Source organism: Ligilactobacillus murinus DSM 20452 = NBRC 14221 (assembly GCF_001591685.1).
GTDB lineage: Bacteria > Bacillota > Bacilli > Lactobacillales > Lactobacillaceae > Ligilactobacillus > Ligilactobacillus murinus.
In genome coordinates this window covers 1-19106 of record NZ_BCVJ01000038.1, presented here as the reverse complement: position 1 = coordinate 19106, position 19106 = coordinate 1, and the positions used below count along the sequence as shown (strand labels likewise).

The window sequence follows — 19106 nt, the reverse complement described above, 5'->3', positions numbered from 1 at the left end:
CAAACTGCGTGTTAATATTTGTATTGATATTCTTAATTGGGATTGGTTGGTTTACTTATACCATGGGGCACGAGCCCCGTTCTTTATGGGCTGGTGTTTCATTTGTGACCTTTTTACTGACAACGGCGGTCTTTATCGTTGCGATCTTGATGAGATACAGTGAGTTTTTGTATGCTCATCAGTGGTTGGTTTACATTATTGCCTTTTTAGCGATCATAGTGACGATATGTATGGTATTGTGGCCGTTTGTGTTAGTGTCAGCCTTTCTTTATAATGGGATCAAGGTGATCTTAAATGAGGGCTTTAAATTCCATAATTTATTATCACTAGGTTTTGGGCTCTTTTGTATAGCTTACTTAGTGATCTGGCCGATGTTTGGGCATTTTACTGATAAAAATATTTGGATGTACGCCTATGGTTATTTAGGTTCGGTGACGGTCTATTTCTTACTCGTTATGGTAATGTATACTGTAACGTTGACTTTGAATCTAGTCCACCTTAAGTTGCCAAAACTTGACTATATCGTAGTCTTAGGTGCAGGATTAAATGGAACTGAAGTAACCCCGTTATTGGCAGCGCGGATCGATCGGGCGCTTGAGATCTACCGTAAGACACCAGGTTTAAAATTGATCATGTCGGGAGGAAAAGGACCAGATGAGGTGATCGCAGAAGGTGAAGCAATGCGTAACTATGCTGTAAAGCAAGGGATACCTGCAGACGATATCATCGTTGAAAATAAGTCCACGACTACGTATGAAAATATCTTATTTTCACATCGTTTGATGACACCAGAGGCTAAGTTCGGGATCGCTACTAATTCATATCACGTTTATCGTGCCTTAGTGATCGCTAAACGCCAAGGGCTTAAATGTGTTGGCTTTGGTGCCAAAACGCGCTGGTATTTTACACTCAATGCGTTTATGCGTGAATATATCGCTTATCTAAGGATCACCTACAAGTTACAACTGAGCGTCATTTTGGCTTTAGGTGTTGTATATATGGCATTTGCGTATTTAAAGATATAATTATTTCGAGTCAGTCAGAGGACTGGCTTTTTTGGTGTAAAAAAACAAGCCCAACGAATGTCAGACTTGTTATCTAGATCAAGCTAATAATTTAGTTCCGTGGACGGCAGTGACTTGTAAGGCGTCAGCTACAGCTTGGGCATTTTTAGCGGTGATCTTGCCACCAGGTAGGATCGTGATCCGCTTGTCAGCATAAGCGATGAGTTCTTTTAAATGCTCTAAATTAGCTTCGATCGGAGTATCTTTAGGACCGCCATGGGTCAAGATCCGACTAAAGCCTTGTTCGCAGGCCCAATCGATCGTTTGTTTTTGTTCGTCAAAGTTCAATTCATCAAAGGCCATATTAAAGACGAGTTCCATTCCACCAGCTGCGGCAATGAGTGTTTCCATTGCTTCGTAGTCGACTTGGCCATCAGCTGTCAAAGCCCCGATACAAACAGCATCAGCACCTAAAGCTTGGGCTTCCAAGATGTCAGCTTCCATGATCTTTAATTCGATATCATTGTAAACAAAATTTCCACCACGAGCACGGACTAAGATCACTAAGGGAATATTTTTTTCATGGGTATATTTGATGGCTTCACCCATAACACCTTTACTGATCGTAGTCCCACCGACAGCGAGATTGTCACAGATCTCGATCCGATCAGCACCATTTAAAACAGCTTGAGGCAGATCAGTATAATTTTCTAAGCAAACTTCGCGATAAAGCAAATTCTTCATTCCTTTTATTTAAAATAAACGCAGACGCCCTCGGGAAGAGGAATATCTTTTTGGCAACAAGCAAGTAATCCGGTTTCTTGGTCACGGGTATACAAAGTTGCATTATCAGTATTTTGGTTAGCGACCAAAATAAATCTTTCAGTTGGATCTAGCGCAAAATCACGGGGAAAATCACCGTGAGTCGTAAGGTGTTGGATCAATTTCAATTCTCCATCCAAAACTTCAAAGACAGCAAGTGAGTTGTGCCCGCGATTAGAAACGTAGACAAAGCGACCATCATTAGAAATTCTGATCGCAGCTGCCCCGTTATGTTCAGTCCAATCATCTGGGATCGTACTTACAGTTTGGCGTAAGTAAAAAGCACCAGTCGTAAGATCATAATCAAGCACAGAAACCGTACTTGAAAGTTCTCCGACCAAATAAGCTGTCTTTTTATCAGGAGCAAATACTAAATGACGCGGTCCGAGCCCAGCTTTGGTTTTTAAGATCGAAACCGGTGCTAACTTACCTTCAGCTGAAATATCGTAAGTTGAGACCGTATCATTACCTAGATCAACGACCGCCAAGCGCCCGTCAGGAGTTAGATCGGTATAGTGAACGTGTGAGCCATCCTGCTCTTTACGAGGGCCATAGCCAGTCTGGACGACAGAATCACAAAGAGTCAATGTTTTATCATTATTTAAACGATAAACATCGATCTGTCCCTTGTGATAATTAGCAGTGTAGACTAAAGACCGCTTTTTATCGAAAGCTACATAGCATGGATTGGGGCCAGCTACAAGGGCGTCATCTGTAAGGACATAGCTGTCATCTGCTAGTTCATAAGCAGCTATCCCGCCTAACGGACCTTCTTTTGCTACGGTCAGCAAAGTTTGATCAGTTATAGTTAAGTAAGTAGGATTTTCCACGGTGATCGCTACTTGGGGCGTGGAAACTTGAGCGGTGTCAGTGTCTAAAAAAGCGTGATAGATACCTTGGCTAGTTTTTTTGGTATAAGTTCCAAAGTAGATCTGTTCTTTCAAAAAAATCCCTCCATTCATCTTTCTTAACTATTATTTTAACATTTTTAGCAGAAAAATTGTGTAACCTGGGTCGGGAAGTCCGCAAATGGTAGAAAAACTACTTTTCTGCATAAAAGTGCGGTATAATGTAGCTGTGTTGTGTAGATAAAGCGACGCAAAATTAGGTGATGTGCTAGAGAGGGTTTGTAAAGTTATGATCAAAAGTGAAGTTATTGAAATCGGAGCTAAGGCAGTCTCTAAAGATGAGCCAATGGTGATCTTATTTGATGAAACAGCTTCTCCTCGCTTACGAGAAGTTTCTGTGATCCAACGCTTTGAAAATGATGCGGCCGAGAACTATGATCTAAAGATCGGTTCTAAGATCCAGATCGATGATCAAGTTTATCATGTAAAATATTTAGGTGAATTAGTTGAAAGTAACCTAACAACGATCGGGCATACCGTACTCAACTTTAAACCGGTACCAGAAAAAGAGCATCTCCAAGAAAATGTACTCTATTTAGAGCCACATACTATGCCAGTGATCAAACAAGGAACGCAGATCATTTACGGATAGATAAAATATCCCCTCTAAGACTGTTTAGGTCCTAGAGGGGATCTGTTTTATTCTTTAGTATTGGTCACCATTGAAGATCGAGTTTTTAACGATCACATAATCGACTTTACGAAGTGCAGCTAAGTCACGCCCACCAGCATAAGAGATGGAGGATTGTAAGTCTTCTTGCATTTCGCGAAGGGTATCGGAAATGTGCCCACGGTAAGGAACTAAGAGCTTCTTACCTTCAACATTTTTGTATTCGCCTTTTTGGTATTGAGAAGCTGAACCAAAATAAGTCTTATATTTTTTACCGTCTTGTTCAATGATCTCGCCCGGTGTTTCGGCATGTCCAGCAAACATTGAGCCGATCATACACATTGAAGCCCCAAAACGAACAGATTTAGCGATATCGCCGTTAGTTCTGATCCCACCATCAGCTACGATCGGTTTGCGAGCAGCTTTAGCGCAGAGGCGAAGAGCTGCTAACTGCCAACCGCCAGTCCCAAAGCCAGTCTTGACTTTAGTGATGCAGGCTTTACCCGGTCCGATCCCGACTTTAGTAGCGTCAGCCCCGGCGTTTTCTAACTCACGTACGCCTTCAGGAGTTCCAACGTTACCGGCGATCACAAAGGTCCCAGGGAGTTTTGCCTTGATGTATTTGATCATATCGATCACGGTATCTGAATGACCGTGGGCGATATCGATCGTGATGTACTCAGGGATCAAGTTTTCCTGTGCAAGTTGATCGATCAATTGATATTCTTGTGGTTTGACCCCGACTGAGATCGAGGCAAAAAGTCCAAGTTGGTGCATCTTTTTAACAAATGGGACACGTTCGTTTTCTTCAAACCGGTGCATGATATAGAAATAACCATTTTGCGCTAACCAAATAGCTAGGTCTTCATCGATCACGGTTTGCATATTGGCCGGAACGACAGGAATGTTGAAGGTCATTGGACCGAATTTAATGCGGGTATCGATCTCAGACCGACTTTTAACGATACATTTATTAGGAACAAGTTGAATATCTTCATAATCAAATACTGGCATGATTATAAACCCCTTTATCTATTATTCGTAAAAAAAATCATTAACTCCAAAGAGCAAAATTAAATATAACGTATTAGTCAGAGTAAGTCAAATAAAAAAATATCCGTATTAAAAAAGGTTCGGTTTTTACATTGGTTAAATTTGACTTAATAAATTAAGCAATTCGACAAGTGCATGGATCCACGTTAAAATAAAGCAGGAGTGAAAGTGAGGGAGAATTTATGGTAAAAAAAGCTAAAAAAAATAAAGAAAAAAAGACAAATGACGAGCGGATCCTAGATCAACATCATATTGAATATGAAGAAACTTCATTTGAATGGTTGACTAGGGGACAGTCTGCACTAGATGAAGCTAATGCTCAAGGTGTCGATCCCAAATCTATTTTAAAAACGATCGTCTTACAAGCAAATAAAGATCCTAAAGATTATGTGGTCGTATGTTTACCACTTGAATATGAGATCGACCTTAAGTTGGTAGCCCAAGAGCTAGGCAAAAAGCAAGTTCATTTAGCCGATAACAAAAATTTGATCAACATCACGGGTTATATCCATGGTGCTAATACGCCGATCGGGATCAATGTACGTAAGGGATTTCCGATCTATTTTGATGAACGGATCAAAGATCAACCATTGATCTCAGTTTCAGCTGGTAAAGTTGGGCGTTCGGTCCGCTTAAAACAAACTGATTTAATAGATCTAGTCAAGGGTAAATATATCAAGGTCGAAAAGTAGGGATGAGTATGAAAAAAATCGAACGGGGAGCACGATTTGTTGCGCAAAATAAAGAGTTATTTCGGTGTCCGACCTGTAAAGCGCCCTTTAGTAAAGTAGAAAAGACGACAGTTTACTGTATCAAAGAGCATCAATTTGACCTTTCTAAAAAAGGGACTTTGTATTTGATCAAACATGGTGTCAAGAGTGACTATGATGACGATGCAATGTGGCAAGCGCGCCGTACGCTATTACAAGCTGGCTTTTTTGATCCGATCATTGAAGAAATAACAAACCAGATCGGTGAACGAGCAGGTATCAAAGTGCTCGATATTGGCTGTGGGGAAGGTAGTGTTTTACAACGCTTAGAACATAAGCGAGCTGATAGCTCTGACCGATATGTAGGCTTTGATATTTCGAAACGTGCGATCAATCTGGCAACGCAACAAGAAACGGCTGGCTTTTTTTGTATTGCCGATCTAGCTGATCTTCCATTTAGTGAACAAAGTTTTGATTACTTGATCGATATTTTTTCACCATCTGCCTATAGTGAATTTGCACGGGTCCAGAAAAAATCGGGCAAACTTTTGAAAGTCATTCCAAATGCTAACTATCTAGGTGAATTACGGCGGTTATTGTATGCTGAAAATGATGAAAAACACGAATATAGTAATCAAAAAGTGCTGGATCTTTTCTATAAGCACTATCCTAAAGCAACTAGTACACGAATAAAGTATGGTTTTTCGTTAGATGATGCTTTGTTTGCTGCGCTTATGAAAATGACGCCTTTACAGTGGGGGGCTTCGGCCGAAAGTTTGCAAAAAGCTGCGAGTCAGCCGTTAAAGCAGATCACAGTGGATGTGACCTTACTCAGTGGTGAAAAATAATTTTGAAAAAAGATTGAAAACTACCTAAATAAGTGCTATGATAGTCGATAAGAAATCGGTTATGAGTAATTAATGCACTGTCGTTAGTTGCTATGTGATTGTACTTCATTAACGTAATTGTTCGCCGTGCCCACACCGAACAATTACGCTTTTTTTATGTAAATAAGATCTTAAAATGAAAGAAGAAAAAAGATGGCTAACCATATTGTTTTATTTGAACCTTTGATGCCAGCAAATACTGGCAATATCGCTCGAACTTGTGCAGGAACGAATACTGAATTACATTTGATCGAACCTTTGGGATTTTCGACTGATGATAAATATTTAAAACGAGCTGGTCTAGATTATTGGGATAAAGTAAAGATCACTTATCATGCTAATTTGCCAGCGTTTTTGGAAACTTTAGGTGCTGATGCTAAATTACATGTCGTTTCAAAATTTGCCAATTTAGCATATACTGAAGTCGACTATACCGAACCTAAGACTGAGCATTATTTTCTTTTTGGAAAGGAAACGACTGGCTTGCCAGAAAATTTTATGCGCCAAAATGAAGAAAAGTGTATTCGGATCCCACAAAACGATGAACACATTCGGGCGCTGAACTTATCGAATACAGCAGCGATCGTAGTTTATGAAGCTCTAAGACAACAAGGTTTTCCAAAGCTTGATAAGACACATACGTATGAAAACGATAAATTAAAATAGTCAAAAAGAGACTTGTCATAAAGGCAAGTCTCTTTTTGACTATTCAGTTACATAAACTTCTTTAAAATCATCTGTGATCCCAGCTGAATTTTGAACCATATCGTGTACTGTTGGACGAAGCATTTCAGGAACATTATCTTGAAGTAATGGAACAACTGGCTGATCTTCGTTAAGTAACTTAGCCGCTTTGATCATGTCTTCGAAGCGTTTAGTTTCATTTAAGGCGTCAGTTGTTTTAGCGGCAGTAACAAGCTTATTGTATTCAGCACTATCATAATTACCCATGTTAGTGAAATTTGCTTTTGTTTCAACATCTAAGAAATTGATCGGGTCAGCAAAATCAGCTAACCAACCAGTGAGTTGGGCATCGAAATCACCTTTTGAGGCTTGAGCGATGATCACTTTTCCGGGGATATTACGTGTTACGACCTTAACTTGAGGTAAAGTCTGTTCGATCTGACTTTGGATGAACTCAGTCTCTTTTTTAGACGTTTCATCATCGCGTCCTAGTAAGGTAAATTCAAAATGATCTTCACCTAATTCTTTGAGACCTTCTTTGAGTAACTTTTGGGCTAATTTTTTATTATATGTCACTCCAACTTTAGTAGCAGCTAACTCAGAAAAATCTTTACCTTTAAACTTGGCTAGGTCTTTGGGAACAAAATTGGTCAATGGAACAGCGCCGCCCCCAGCAACGTTTTGGGCTAAGTGCTTGCGGTCGATCGCATAAGATAAAGCTTGACGGACCTTTTTGTTTTTGAACTCTTTTTTCTCTAAGTTATATTCCATATATGTTGTGCGAGCTTCTTGTAAAACTTTATAACCTGGTGTTTTGGCTAATTCCTTTGCTTGTTCAGCAGAAAGCGTTGTGAAGTCAACTTTATTTGCTTGATAAAGGTTATAAGCTGTTGTAGCGCTTTTATTTACTTTAAAGTTGATAGTTTCCATCTTAACGTGTTTTTTGTCCCAGTAATTCTTATTTTTAACAAATTTCCAGTTTAGATTAGACCCCGTCCAACCTTCTAATAAGAAAGGACCGTTAAAAACGGTGGTTTTAGCTGAAGCTCCATACTTAGCTCCATATTTTTCAACGGCTTTTTGATCTTGCGGGAAGAAACGAATATCGCCCATCAAAAGTTTAAAGTAAGGTATCTGTTGTTCAAGTTGAACAACAAGTTCATAGTCACCGTTTGCTTTGACGCCTAAGGTATCTGGTGCCATCTTACCTGCGATGATCGCATCAGCATTTTTGATCCCACTGTAAAGATATGATCCTGGAGCTGCATTTTTAGGATCAACAGCTCGATGCCAAGCATAGACAAAGTCATGAGCGGTGACGGGATCACCATTTGACCATTTAGCATTTTTGCGTAAGGTCATCGTATAGGTCAGCCCATCTTTTGAAACTTTAGTCTTTGTAGCTAACCCTGGTTCAGCATGATTATTTTTGATTCGGAAAAGCCCCTCCATAGCGTTGTTGATCATATTAGCGCTCCCGTTTTCTGGAACAAGGGCTGAATCAAGTGTGGCGATCTCACTTTTTAATGACCAATTTAAAACTTGCTTAGCTGCAGGTTTGTTAGTCGCTTGTTTAGAGTTGGAGTTGCCACAAGCACTTAGTGTCAGTGTGGCAACAAGTAAAGTACTACTGGTCACGAGTAGTTTTTTTAATGACATAGGTTATTCCCCCTTAAAATAATTGTTCTGTAAGCTACCCCTAAATTAAAAAAGTAATTTTTTAATTTCTGTTATTATATTTTATAAAAATTATAATTTCAAGATAATTATTTAGTTTTTTTAAAAATAAATAATTCCTGTTAAATATTAATATAAAAGGTTTTAATCTTTTTATTGATGATCGATATCAAAAGTTTTTGCTTATTATATTTTAAAGAATAGCAACTTGAGGTAAATGTGTTATAATTTAGTGAGCATTGAGTGGAATTTAGGGTGATTCCAAAAGAAATCGAGGGGTAAATTTGGCGCACAGAAGAAATACTAGAAGTAAACCAAAAAACAATAAGAAAAAGCGAACTAAAAATAGCAAAGATCTCAAGTTGACTTGGAGAGCATACGGGGCTTTGGCATTGATCTTTGCAGTAGCGATCATGCTAGATCTAGGCTTTTTAGGGACATTATTTGCTAACATGTTACGCTTAGTAGTCGGAAATACTTATCAATTAGGAGCAGTACTTTTGGGGATCTTAGGAAGTTACTGGTTATTGTTTGATCGTGTTTTCAAATTAAGAACCAACTATCTTGTAGGGGCGATCTTGTTATATTTAGGGGTCGTTTTGTGGATCAGCGCTTCTACTTTTCAAAATTTGGCGATCCACACTGATTTTATTGAAGCCTTTTTTGAACGAGCGGGGCATGATCTTGTTTCAGGGACTTTGAACGAGGATCTAGCAGGAGGGATCATAGGGGTCATTTTGTATAGCTTGACGTATTTTTTGTTAGGTCAGATCGGCTCTTATCTGTTAGCTTGCTTACTAGTAGGGGCTGGGGTCTTGTTTATCTGTCAGATCTCCTTTAGTGCAGTATTAGAAAATATCGGACGGATATTTAAAACTTTAGTCTTTGGGACATTAAATTTACTAAAAAAGGCTAGAACTGAACTAAAAAGTTTCAAACAGACGACTTCTAAGGAATTGTTTACCGAAGTTGAACCTAGTTCTGATAGAAAAGCCCCTGCATCACAAGAGCCGATCCCAGAACCAACACCAGTAGTAGCTGAGCCTACAGTGAGCATACCACCCGAGAAAAAAACAATTCCTAAACCCAAAAAAGTACTATCAGTTAAAGGTGATGGTACGTATGAATTACCGAGTCTAGATCTATTGAGCGAAGTTTTGGTTCCCGATCGCACGGGTGAAAAAAAGAAGATCAAACAAAATCAAGTAGTCTTGACAGAAACGCTCAAAAGTTTTGGGGTTCAGGCTGAACTAAAAAATATTATCTTAGGTCCAGCGGTAACTAAATATGAATTACATCCCGCCATCGGGGTCAAAGTGTCTAAGTTTGTCAGTTTAGCAGATGATCTTGCTTTAGCCTTGGCTGCTAAAGATATTCGGATCGAAGCGCCGATCCCGGGGAAAGCTTTAGTCGGGATCGAAGTGCCCAATCAAAAAGTAGCGACTGTTTCGTTTAAAGAATTGATGGCTGAATTTCGTGAGGCTGATTTTTCACCACTTGAAGTACCTTTGGGACGTGATATCTCAAATGGGTTGGTCACAGCTGATCTAGCTAAGATGCCACACTTGTTGATCGCAGGATCGACTGGGAGTGGAAAGTCGGTCGCGATCAATGTTATTTTGACGAGTTTATTGATGAATTGTTTGCCTGAGCAAGTCAAGCTGGTCTTGATCGATCCAAAGAAAGTAGAGCTTGGAATGTATCATGATCTGCCACATTTATTGACGCCAGTTGTAACAGAACCGCGTAAAGCAGCGGTGACTTTGGAAAAAGTCGTTGCAAAAATGCAACAGCGTTATGAGATCTTTGCTCAAACGGGGCAAAGAAATTTAACGGGCTATAATAAAATGGCTGCTAAAGATCCTGCTAATTATGAACAGATGCCATATATCGTTGTTGTAGTCGATGAATTAGCCGATCTGATGATGACGACTGGTAACGAGGTCGAAGCTGCGATCACACGGATCGCGCAAATGGGACGGGCTGCTGGGATCCATTTGATCTTAGCTACCCAACGGCCTTCTGTGGATGTCATCACGGGGATCATCAAGGCTAATGTGCCTTCGCGGATGGCGTTTGCGGTCTCAAGCGGGACTGATTCACGGACGATCATCGATCAAGTTGGTGCTGAAAAATTATTAGGTCGTGGTGATATGCTCTATTTACCAATGGGCCAAAATAAACCATCGCGAGTCCAAGGGGCATATATCTATGATGAAGACGTTCAAAATGTTGTTGATTTCATCAAAGCTCAAGCCGAAGTGACGTATGATCAAGCGTTAGAAGTTTCTGAAAGTGAGCTTAAAACTCCAGATGATAATGGGACTGATGAGCTTTTTGATGAAGTCGTAGCTTTTATCACGCAGGAACAAAAATGTAGTACCTCATTGATCCAGCGCCATTTTAGGATCGGTTATAATCGAGCTGCCAATCTGGTAGAAGAGCTTGAAAATCGAGGCATGATCGGCCCCCAAGCTGGTTCTAAACCACGCCAAGTTTATTTAAAATCAAAAAAAGTCGATGATTGATCGCATTTTTGCTCGTCTGATCTAGACGGGCTTTTTTGGTAGAAATAAAATTTATTTTTTAAGCGAAAACCTTGTGATTGAAACTTGTCAATGCAGGTCTTTTACCTTATCATAGTTAGAGAGTATATAAACTATTTGACTAAACAACTAGAAATATATCAGTAACATATCGAAGGGGGAACTGTTAGTGCAAAAAGAAATCAATACGGGGGTCATGTTGAATGTGATCCCTACACAACAGTTCAAGACAACACGAGTCGTGATCTCATTTTTAAAAGAGTTGACAGATCGCAAAGAACTCGTTATGCGAACGCTATTAGCTAATATTTTAGAAACGAGTAGTCAAGCTTATCCGACACAAAAAGCAGTTGCCTTAGAGCTTTCCAAGATGTATGGAGCAAGTTTTGGTACAACAGTCAGCCGGCGCGGGCAAGTACATATTCTAAATTTTGTTTTGAATTGTGTAAATGATAACTATCTTTTGCATCCCGAAGATTTGTTAGGTCAAGTTTTCTCATTTTTAAAAGAATTGATCTTTGCCCCATTAGCCAATGATGGAGCCTTTGATGAAGCAACTTTTGAGCGTCAAAAGCTTAATTTGACTGCTTATATCGAAGCAGTCAAAGATAATAAACAGTCCTATGCGGCGTTAGAATTGCAAAAGGTCTATTTTGAGGATGCGATCCAACAAGCTGCTAACTATGGGACAGTGGAGGATCTAGCTTCAGTTACGGCAGCTGAACTTTACGCTTATTATTTGGAAATGCTTCAAAATGATCAGATCCAGATCTTCGTGTCAGGTGATGTCTTAGAAGCTGAAGTTGAGGAAAATGTGCTTGCATTACCTTTTGGCAAAAGAACGACTGCGATCACCAAGCTTTGTTATGAGCAACCAATACGGACCCAAGTGGTCGAAGTCGTCGAAAAACAGACTTTAAATCAAAGCAAGCTAGACTTAGCTTATCGATTGCCGACCACTTATCGCGATGCTGACCACTATGCTGCTGTAGTCTTTAATGCCTTATTGGGGGGCTCACCACAGTCCAAATTATTTGCTAATGTACGCGAAAAAGAAAGTCTTGCTTATTATGCAAGTAGTAATTTTGATCCCTTCCGGCAGTTGCTCTTGATCCAGACGGGTATCAAGACAAGGGACAAAGAAAAAGCCTACAGCTTGATCAGACAACAAGTTACTGATCTAGCTGCAGGAAAATTCAGTGAAACTGAATTAGAAAATATCAAACTAAATTTGATCAACGGTTATGAAAGCCGTTTAGATAATCAAATGACGGCGATTACACGTAGTCAGCTAGATATATTGAGCCAAGTGTCGGAAACACCAGCGACCTGGATCGAAAAGATCAACCAAGTTTCACATCAAGACGTGGTAGAGGTGGCAAATTTAGCTGAGCTTCAAGCTGTATTTTTCTTAGATGGGGGGCATATTTAGTGGAGATCAATAGTTATCCGCAATTTGGCGAGACGCTTTATACGGCTACTTTGGATAATGGGCTAAAAGTCAATTTTTTGCCACGAACAGATTTTCATAAGACCTATGGGATCTTGACGACTGATTATGGCTCAGTTGATAACGAATTTGTTCCTCTAGGTGAGACTGAAATTCGTCGTTTTCCTGATGGGATCGCCCACTTTTTGGAACATAAATTATTCGAAAAAGAAGATCACGATGCCTTTGAACTATTTGGTAAATATGGGGCTGATGCGAATGCCTTTACCAGTTTTACGCGTACGAGTTATCTATTTCAAACGACACAAAATGTTGCTAAGTGTGTGACGACGTTATTGGATTTTGTGCAAACGCCGTATTTTTCGGAAAAGACAGTTGAAAAAGAAAAAGGTATCATTGGTCAAGAGATCAAAATGTATGATGATGACTCCAATTGGCGCTTATATTTTGGGATCATTGAGAACATGTATCCTAAAAATTCATTAAGTATAGATATCGCTGGGACAGTTGATTCGATCAATAAGATCACTGCCAAAGATCTTTATGACTGTTACAAGACTTTTTATCAGCCAAGTAACATGGATCTCTTCTTAGTCGGGAATTTTGAAGTTGAAGCTATGCTCGAGTTGATCAAAGAAAATCAAGCAGTTAAGGAATTCCCAAGTCCTGAGCCGATCAAGCGAGCTGAAGAATTTTTTGATCTAGAAGGTAGAGATATTATTCCTTATCGGATGACGGAATTGGAGGTCCAGCGTCCTAAAACGATCATAGGGATCAAGGGACTGGATAAAGTACCGGCAGGTCGAGCAGGTCTGCGATATAAGCTAGCAGTCGAATTATTATTGTACTTACTTTACAGCGAAACTTCAGATAAATACCTAGAACTTTATGATGAAGGTATCTTAGACGACAGTTTTGGTTATGATTTTTCTTTAGAACGAGGTTTTCATTTTGCTACGATCTCGGGTGATACCAATAAACCACAAGAACTATCCAATGCCGTGATCGAGATCGCTGAGCACGCGTTAGAGTTTTTAGAAGATAAAGAAGCTGCTTTTGAATTAGCTAAACGTGAGCTGATCGGACGTAATATCCAAGCGATGAATTCATTAGAGAGTATCGCCAATCGTTATGAAGCTGAGCTGTTTGAAAATGCGACCTTGTTTGATGTTGGAGCGCTTTTAGAACAATTGACTTTAGCTGATATCAAAGCTGTGGCCAAGCAATTCTTACGGTCAGAAGCGATCAGTGTTTACCAAATTCTCCCGAAAGAAGATGAAGATAAATGAAATGGGCTTTGCTCTGTGGAGCTTCAGGTGATCTAGGTCACCAAATAGCTAAAGACTTAGCTGCTGATGGCTGGTCGTTATATTTACATTACTATCGCAACAAAACGCGTGTAGATGATCTAGTAGTAGAACTAGCAAAGAATTATCCCAAGCAGGATTTTTTAACGATCCAAGCTGACCTTACAGCACCAGACACGATGTTGCAAGTAGCTTCCCAGATCTTTGGCAGTCTAGATGCATTGATCTTTGCACAAGGAACGACAGAGTATGGTCTATTTAGCCAACAAGAACCACAGGCTTTTGATCAGTTGTTGGCGATGCAACTACAAAGTCCGTTGCGTTTGATCGCATTGCTCGAAGCTAAATTAGCCCGCAGTCAAGCAGCGCGGATCGTGTTTATCGGCTCGGTCTATGGTGGAGCTGGTAGTGCTTTAGAAGTCGGTTATAGTACGGTAAAAGGAGCGCAAAGTGCTTTTTGCAAAGCTTATAGTAAAGAAGTAGCTTCTTTGGGGATCACGGTCAATACGCTCGCACCTGGAGCAATAGATACGCAGATGAATCAGATGTTTTCTGGTAGTGAACGGCAAGCAGTAAAAGAAGAGATCCCCAGTGGTCGCTTTGCTCAGCCAAGTGAGATAAGTTATTTCGTAAAAATGTTGTTAGCCCCTAAAGCTAGTTATTTAACGGGTCAGACACTTTATGTGACCGGTGGTTGGCTCGTGTAGACGATAGAATCTAAAAAAGAGACGGAGAAATTAGATAAAATGACAGATATTGGAACAATTTTAAAAGAAGCGCGTAAAGAAAAAGGTTTGACACTAGACGACTTGCAACAAACGACCAAGATCCAAAAACGTTATTTGATCGCGATCGAAGACGGTGATTTTGCAGCGCTACCAGGTAAATTCTATGTGCGAGCTTTTATCAAGCAATATGCAGAAACTGTTGGGATCGATCCAGAAGAGTTGCTAGCTAAGCTAGATGAAGATAAGGCTCCCAAACCAGAAGAAACAGAAGCAACGACGCGTACTGAAGCGGTCAAGCGCGAAGAAGAAAAAACTATGTCACCGATTCTTGCAGGGTTGATCCGTTATTTACCTACGATCATTATCGTATCTATCGTAGTTGCGATCTTAGGAACGATCTATATCTTTGCTTGGGGAGATCGTGAACGTAATAGCAGTACACAGATCGCCGATAACAGCCAAAAAGTCTCAGTTTCTTCTGAAAGTTCTGCTAAGAGCAGTAGTTCTAAGGAAAAAGCTTCAAGTAGTGAAAGTAGTAGCAGCACATCTAAAAAAGAAAGCTCAAGTACAAAAGCTAAGAAGGAATCTAAAAAGACAACTAAACAAAAGATCACTAATACTTCAGCTACGGGTTCAGCTTTCGTATATGATCTAGAAAATGCTCCGGCTACAAACAAGATCGAAATGACAGTTTCTGATGGCGCAACAGCTTGGAATGCTGTTTCAGCCAATGGAGTTCAAGTCTGGCAAGGGACGCTCAATGCTGCTAATACGTCGCAAACAGTTGAGATCCCTGAAAATACAACAACGATCACTTTGAATTTAGGAAACTCAAAGGCTACCTCGATCAAGATCAACGGTAAGAAATTTGATTTCTTAAAAGAAAACGAGACTTTGACCGTACGTACGATCACCCTAAATGTTGCCCAAACAACAGCACAATAAAAGTAGTATGGCAGAAAATGGTGGATGCCAGAGCATAAGTAAATCTAAGAAAGGAAACTGTGCGCTTTTCAAAGTGTGAAACTTTTCCGCCAACACAGTAGAAAATTATGAATTTACCGAATAAATTGACAGTTTTACGAATCATCTTGATCCCGATCTTCATGTTGGTCTTACTATTACCGCTTGATTGGGGCGAGGTAGTTTTAGCTGGTACTGTTATTCCGACCACACAATTGCTCGGAGCGCTGATCTTTGCGGTTGCTTCGATCACGGACTTTGCGGATGGTCAGATCGCGCGTAAACAAAAATTAGTTACCAATTTTGGCAAATTTGCTGATCCTTTAGCTGATAAGATGTTAGTGATGACCGCATTTATCATCTTAGTACAAATGGGCAAGGTACCTGCGTGGGTCGCGGCGATCATTGTTTGCCGCGAATTGGCTGTAACAGGTTTACGCTTGATCATCGTTGAAAATGATGGTAAAGTCATGGCAGCTGAACTCCCAGGTAAGATCAAAACAATGACCCAAATGTTTGCGATCTTGTTCTTGTATTTGAATAATGTTTTCTTTATCAATGCAAATATCATGATCGGTGAGATCTTATTGTACATCTGCTTATTCTTTACAGTATATTCAGGTTTGGATTATTTTTGGAAGAGTAGAAGTATTTTTGCCGATTCTTTTAATGATTAAAAACGATAGACTACTTCAACTGGTGAAGTGGTCTATTTATTTGCATAGAGATCCAAAGGTTTTGCGTATCTTTAAAGTGAGGCTAAAATATGTCAAACATTAGTTCGCAAAATGCTTGCTTTTTTTGAAAAAAATAAGTATGATATATGGTACAGAGTAATTGAACGTAGATTAGGAAACGTTCTTTGTGAGTAGATGACAAAGAGGAGGAGTAAATTTGGCTGACGAAAGACAAGTTGCTTTAGACAAAGCGCTCAAGAAGATCGAAAAAGATTTCGGTAAAGGTGCCATCATGAAGATGGGTGAAAAGGCTGATACCCAGATCTCAACTGTTCCAAGTGGGTCATTGGCCCTTGATGAAGCTTTGGGAGTAGGTGGTTTCCCAAGGGGACGTATCGTGGAGATCTATGGGCCTGAAAGTTCTGGTAAGACCACCGTTGCCTTGCAAGCGGTAGCTGAAGTTCAAAAACAAGGCGGTCTAGCAGCCTATATCGATGCGGAAAATGCGCTTGATCCTGCCTATGCGACAGCTTTGGGCGTAAATATCGACGACTTGTTGCTCTCTCAACCCGGTACTGGTGAAGAAGGTCTACAGATTGCAGATGCCTTGGTCTCTTCTGGTGCGGTAGATATCGTGGTCATTGACTCCGTAGCTGCTTTAGTTCCTAAAGCTGAGATCGAAGGTGAGATGGGCGACTCACATGTTGGTTTACAAGCGCGTTTGATGTCTCAAGCTTTGCGTAAACTTTCAGGTACGATCAACAAGACTAAGACGATCGCTTTGTTTATCAATCAGATCCGTGAAAAAGTTGGGGTGATGTTTGGTAATCCGGAAACGACCCCTGGTGGACGGGCCCTTAAGTTTTACTCAACGATCCGCTTGGAAGTTCGGCGTGCTGAACAGATCAAGGATGGTTCCGATGTCTTAGGTAACCGGACTCGGATCAAAGTTGTGAAAAACAAGGTCGCACCACCATTTAGAACGGCAGAAGTTGATATCATGTATGGCGAAGGGATCTCGAAGATGGGTGAATTGATCGACTTAGCAGTTGAAAAAGATATCATCGAAAAGAGTGGTTCATGGTTCTCATACGGTGGTAATCATATTGGTCAAGGTCGTGAAAAGACAAAGGCTTACTTGAGTGAACATCCGGAAGTGGCCGATGAGATCACCCAAAAAGTTCGTGATACACCAACGCTCACACAAAAAGAGAAAAAAGCACTTGAAAAAGAAAAAAAAGCTAAGGAAAAAGAAGCGGCTAAAGCTGATAAAAAGACAGCTAATAAGCCGGTCAGTTTAGACTTAGGCAAAGATGAAAAATAAACTTTAAAGAGTAGCCGGTTGCTAGGACTACTCTTTTTTTGCGACATCATTTAGATAAAAGGTCAAACGGACTGATAATGATTGACATTTACCAACATTAAACATTAAAATACTATTGTGTGTAAATTAGACCTAAGCCGTCGATTTACCACGATAAAATAGATCGCGGAGGTGCAAACTTGAACTATACTGTTATTAGTGCCATCCTCGCAATCGCTGTTTTGACTTTAGTGCTAGGTTTTGCTTTAGGAATCTTTTATCGAAAGCGTAGTTATGAACAATCGCTAGATGCCGCAACTCAAACGGCCAAAGGTATTATTGCTAGTGCCAAAAAAGAGGCTTTACTGGAAGCAAAAGATGAAAGTCATCGCTACCGTAAAGAAGTCGAAGGCGAATTGAAAGAGAGACGCTTTGAAGTTCAGAAACAAGAAAATCGTTTGTTGAAAAGAGAGGAGAACCTTGATCGCAAGGATTCAGTCTTAGACAAACGCGAACAAGTGCTTACACAAAAAGAAGATCAATTGAGTGCTGAGCAACAAAGATTAGATGCAAAGAGCAAAGAAGTCGCTTCACTTGAACAAAAACAAAAAGATAAGCTGGAAGAAATCGCCGCTTTGACAAAAGACCAAGCTAAGGAGCTTATTCTTAAAGAGACACGTAACAGTTTGAGTTATGAGTTAGCTGTGATGATCAAGGAAAGCGAAGCACAAGCTCAAGCCACAGCTGACAAAAAAGCCAAGAGTTTGATCGCGCAGGCTATCCAACGTAGTGCAGCTGATATGGTCTCTGAAACCACCGTCTCAGTCGTTAACTTACCAAATGATGAGATGAAGGGCCGCATTATCGGGCGTGAAGGGCGTAATATTCGCACACTTGAAACTTTGACAGGGATCGATCTGATCATTGATGATACTCCTGAAGCTGTCGTTTTGAGTGGCTTTGATCCTGTAAGACGTGAGATCGCCAAAATGGCTTTAGAAAAATTGATCCAAGATGGTCGGATCCATCCGGCACGCATTGAGGAAATGGTCGAAAAGGCTACTAAGGAAATGGATAGCCGGATCCGCCAGACTGGTGAAGAAGCTATCTTTGATCTTGGGATCCATTCAATGCACCCAGATTTGATCAAGACGGTCGGCCGTTTGAATTATCGGACAAGTTACGGTCAAAATGTGTTGGATCATTCGATCGAAGTTGCTAAGATCACAGGGGTCCTTGCAGCTGAGTTAGGTGAAGATGTTACAATAGCGAAACGCGCAGGTTTACTACACGATATCGGAAAAGCGGTCGATCATGAAGTTGATGGCTCTCACGTTGAGATCGGGGTAGAATTGGCGAAGAAATATAAAGAAAACGATGTCGTTGTCAATACGATCGAATCTCATCACGGGGATGTAGCACCAAAATCAACGATCGCAGTTTTAGTTGCAGCGGCTGATGCAGTTTCAGCTGCACGTCCAGGGGCTCGGAGCGAGTCGCTAGAAAACTACATTCACCGCCTTGAAAAATTGGAGAATATCTCTAATGAATTTGAAGGTGTGAAGAAGAGTTATGCGATCCAAGCTGGGCGTGAAGTTCGGATCATCGTTAAACCAAATGAGGTCAACGACTTAGAGGCAACTGTTTTAGCACGTGATATTCGAAATAAGATCGAAGAAGAACTTGAATATCCAGGGCATATCAAAGTTACCGTTATTCGTGAAACACGAGCGGTCGAATATGCTAAGTAATAGTTTTAGCAATTGTATCAAAAAAA

At 40.3% G+C, this 19106-nt stretch carries 17 protein-coding genes; 13 read left to right on the top strand and 4 right to left on the bottom strand.

What is annotated here, in order from left to right; genetic code table 11:
* Nucleotides 1-1025, top strand: a 1025-nt coding sequence (locus LMU01S_RS07505; protein ID WP_439956668.1) for a YdcF family protein, incomplete at its 5' end; no start/stop codon positions are given.
* A 78-nt stretch (nucleotides 1026-1103) separates the two neighbouring features.
* On the opposite strand, the gene LMU01S_RS07500 is transcribed toward LMU01S_RS07505, so the two are convergent.
* Entirely contained in the window at nucleotides 1104-1748 is a 645-nt protein-coding gene (locus tag LMU01S_RS07500; RefSeq protein WP_174519384.1) for a copper homeostasis protein CutC, read from the bottom strand.
* A gap of 5 nt (nucleotides 1749-1753) precedes the next feature.
* Complete coding sequence (locus LMU01S_RS07495; protein ID WP_056959041.1) at nucleotides 1754-2770, bottom strand: lactonase family protein; 1017 nt, start codon at nucleotides 2768-2770, stop codon at nucleotides 1754-1756.
* A 193-nt stretch (nucleotides 2771-2963) separates the two neighbouring features.
* On the opposite strand from LMU01S_RS07495, the gene LMU01S_RS07490 reads away from it, so the two are divergent.
* On the top strand, nucleotides 2964-3326 hold the full coding sequence (locus LMU01S_RS07490) for a PTS glucitol/sorbitol transporter subunit IIA (protein ID WP_056959040.1): 363 nt from the start codon (nucleotides 2964-2966) through the stop codon (nucleotides 3324-3326).
* A gap of 54 nt (nucleotides 3327-3380) precedes the next feature.
* Here LMU01S_RS07490 and LMU01S_RS07485 read toward each other — a convergent pair whose 3' ends face one another.
* A complete protein-coding gene (locus LMU01S_RS07485) occupies nucleotides 3381-4358 on the bottom strand; it encodes a GMP reductase (RefSeq protein WP_056959039.1) in 978 nt (325 codons plus the stop codon).
* A 221-nt stretch (nucleotides 4359-4579) separates the two neighbouring features.
* On the opposite strand from LMU01S_RS07485, the gene LMU01S_RS07480 reads away from it, so the two are divergent.
* The 3 genes from LMU01S_RS07480 to LMU01S_RS07470 all read left to right on the top strand — a co-directional run bounded on the left by LMU01S_RS07480 (nucleotide 4580) and on the right by LMU01S_RS07470 (nucleotide 6660).
* Nucleotides 4580-5089 (top strand): aminoacyl-tRNA deacylase, encoded by a 510-nt coding sequence (locus LMU01S_RS07480; RefSeq protein ID WP_056959038.1) that lies wholly within the window; start codon nucleotides 4580-4582, stop codon nucleotides 5087-5089.
* Between the two features lie 8 nt (nucleotides 5090-5097).
* Nucleotides 5098-5955 carry a methyltransferase domain-containing protein gene (locus LMU01S_RS07475; RefSeq protein ID WP_056959037.1) on the top strand — a complete coding sequence of 286 codons (858 nt, stop codon included), beginning with the start codon at nucleotides 5098-5100 and terminating at the stop codon, nucleotides 5953-5955.
* Between the two features lie 192 nt (nucleotides 5956-6147).
* Nucleotides 6148-6660 (top strand): tRNA (cytidine(34)-2'-O)-methyltransferase, encoded by a 513-nt coding sequence (locus LMU01S_RS07470; RefSeq protein WP_056959036.1) that lies wholly within the window; start codon nucleotides 6148-6150, stop codon nucleotides 6658-6660.
* A 39-nt stretch (nucleotides 6661-6699) separates the two neighbouring features.
* Here the strand turns inward: LMU01S_RS07470 and LMU01S_RS07465 are convergent, their stop codons facing one another.
* Nucleotides 6700-8337, bottom strand: a complete 1638-nt coding sequence (locus LMU01S_RS07465) for a peptide ABC transporter substrate-binding protein (protein WP_056959035.1) — start codon at nucleotides 8335-8337, stop codon at nucleotides 6700-6702.
* A gap of 302 nt (nucleotides 8338-8639) precedes the next feature.
* Here LMU01S_RS07465 and LMU01S_RS07460 point away from each other — a divergent pair, with 302 nt between their 5' ends.
* The 8 genes from LMU01S_RS07460 to rny all read left to right on the top strand — a co-directional run bounded on the left by LMU01S_RS07460 (nucleotide 8640) and on the right by rny (nucleotide 19080).
* Nucleotides 8640-10883 (top strand): FtsK/SpoIIIE family DNA translocase, encoded by a 2244-nt coding sequence (locus LMU01S_RS07460; protein ID WP_056959034.1) that lies wholly within the window; start codon nucleotides 8640-8642, stop codon nucleotides 10881-10883.
* Between the two features lie 187 nt (nucleotides 10884-11070).
* Entirely contained in the window at nucleotides 11071-12333 is a 1263-nt protein-coding gene (yfmF, locus tag LMU01S_RS07455; RefSeq protein WP_056959033.1) for an EF-P 5-aminopentanol modification-associated protein YfmF, read from the top strand.
* Nucleotides 12333-13640, top strand: a complete 1308-nt coding sequence (gene yfmH, locus LMU01S_RS07450) for an EF-P 5-aminopentanol modification-associated protein YfmH (RefSeq protein ID WP_056959032.1) — start codon at nucleotides 12333-12335, stop codon at nucleotides 13638-13640. Before yfmF ends, yfmH begins: the two co-directional genes overlap by 1 nt.
* A complete protein-coding gene (gene ymfI, locus LMU01S_RS07445) occupies nucleotides 13637-14365 on the top strand; it encodes an elongation factor P 5-aminopentanone reductase (RefSeq protein ID WP_004048191.1) in 729 nt (242 codons plus the stop codon). Before yfmH ends, ymfI begins: the two co-directional genes overlap by 4 nt.
* A gap of 39 nt (nucleotides 14366-14404) precedes the next feature.
* A complete protein-coding gene (locus LMU01S_RS07440) occupies nucleotides 14405-15331 on the top strand; it encodes a helix-turn-helix domain-containing protein (RefSeq protein ID WP_056959031.1) in 927 nt (308 codons plus the stop codon).
* Nucleotides 15332-15438: 107 nt separating this feature from the next.
* The gene (gene pgsA, locus LMU01S_RS07435; protein WP_004048187.1) at nucleotides 15439-16026 is read left to right on the top strand and encodes a CDP-diacylglycerol--glycerol-3-phosphate 3-phosphatidyltransferase; all 588 of its coding nucleotides are present in this window, start codon (nucleotides 15439-15441) and stop codon (nucleotides 16024-16026) included.
* 217 nt (nucleotides 16027-16243) lie between these two features.
* On the top strand, nucleotides 16244-17350 hold the full coding sequence (recA, locus tag LMU01S_RS07430) for a recombinase RecA (RefSeq protein WP_004048185.1): 1107 nt from the start codon (nucleotides 16244-16246) through the stop codon (nucleotides 17348-17350).
* Between the two features lie 179 nt (nucleotides 17351-17529).
* The gene (gene rny, locus LMU01S_RS07425; RefSeq protein ID WP_056959030.1) at nucleotides 17530-19080 is read left to right on the top strand and encodes a ribonuclease Y; all 1551 of its coding nucleotides are present in this window, start codon (nucleotides 17530-17532) and stop codon (nucleotides 19078-19080) included.
* The last annotated feature ends 26 nt before the right edge of the window (nucleotides 19081-19106 follow it).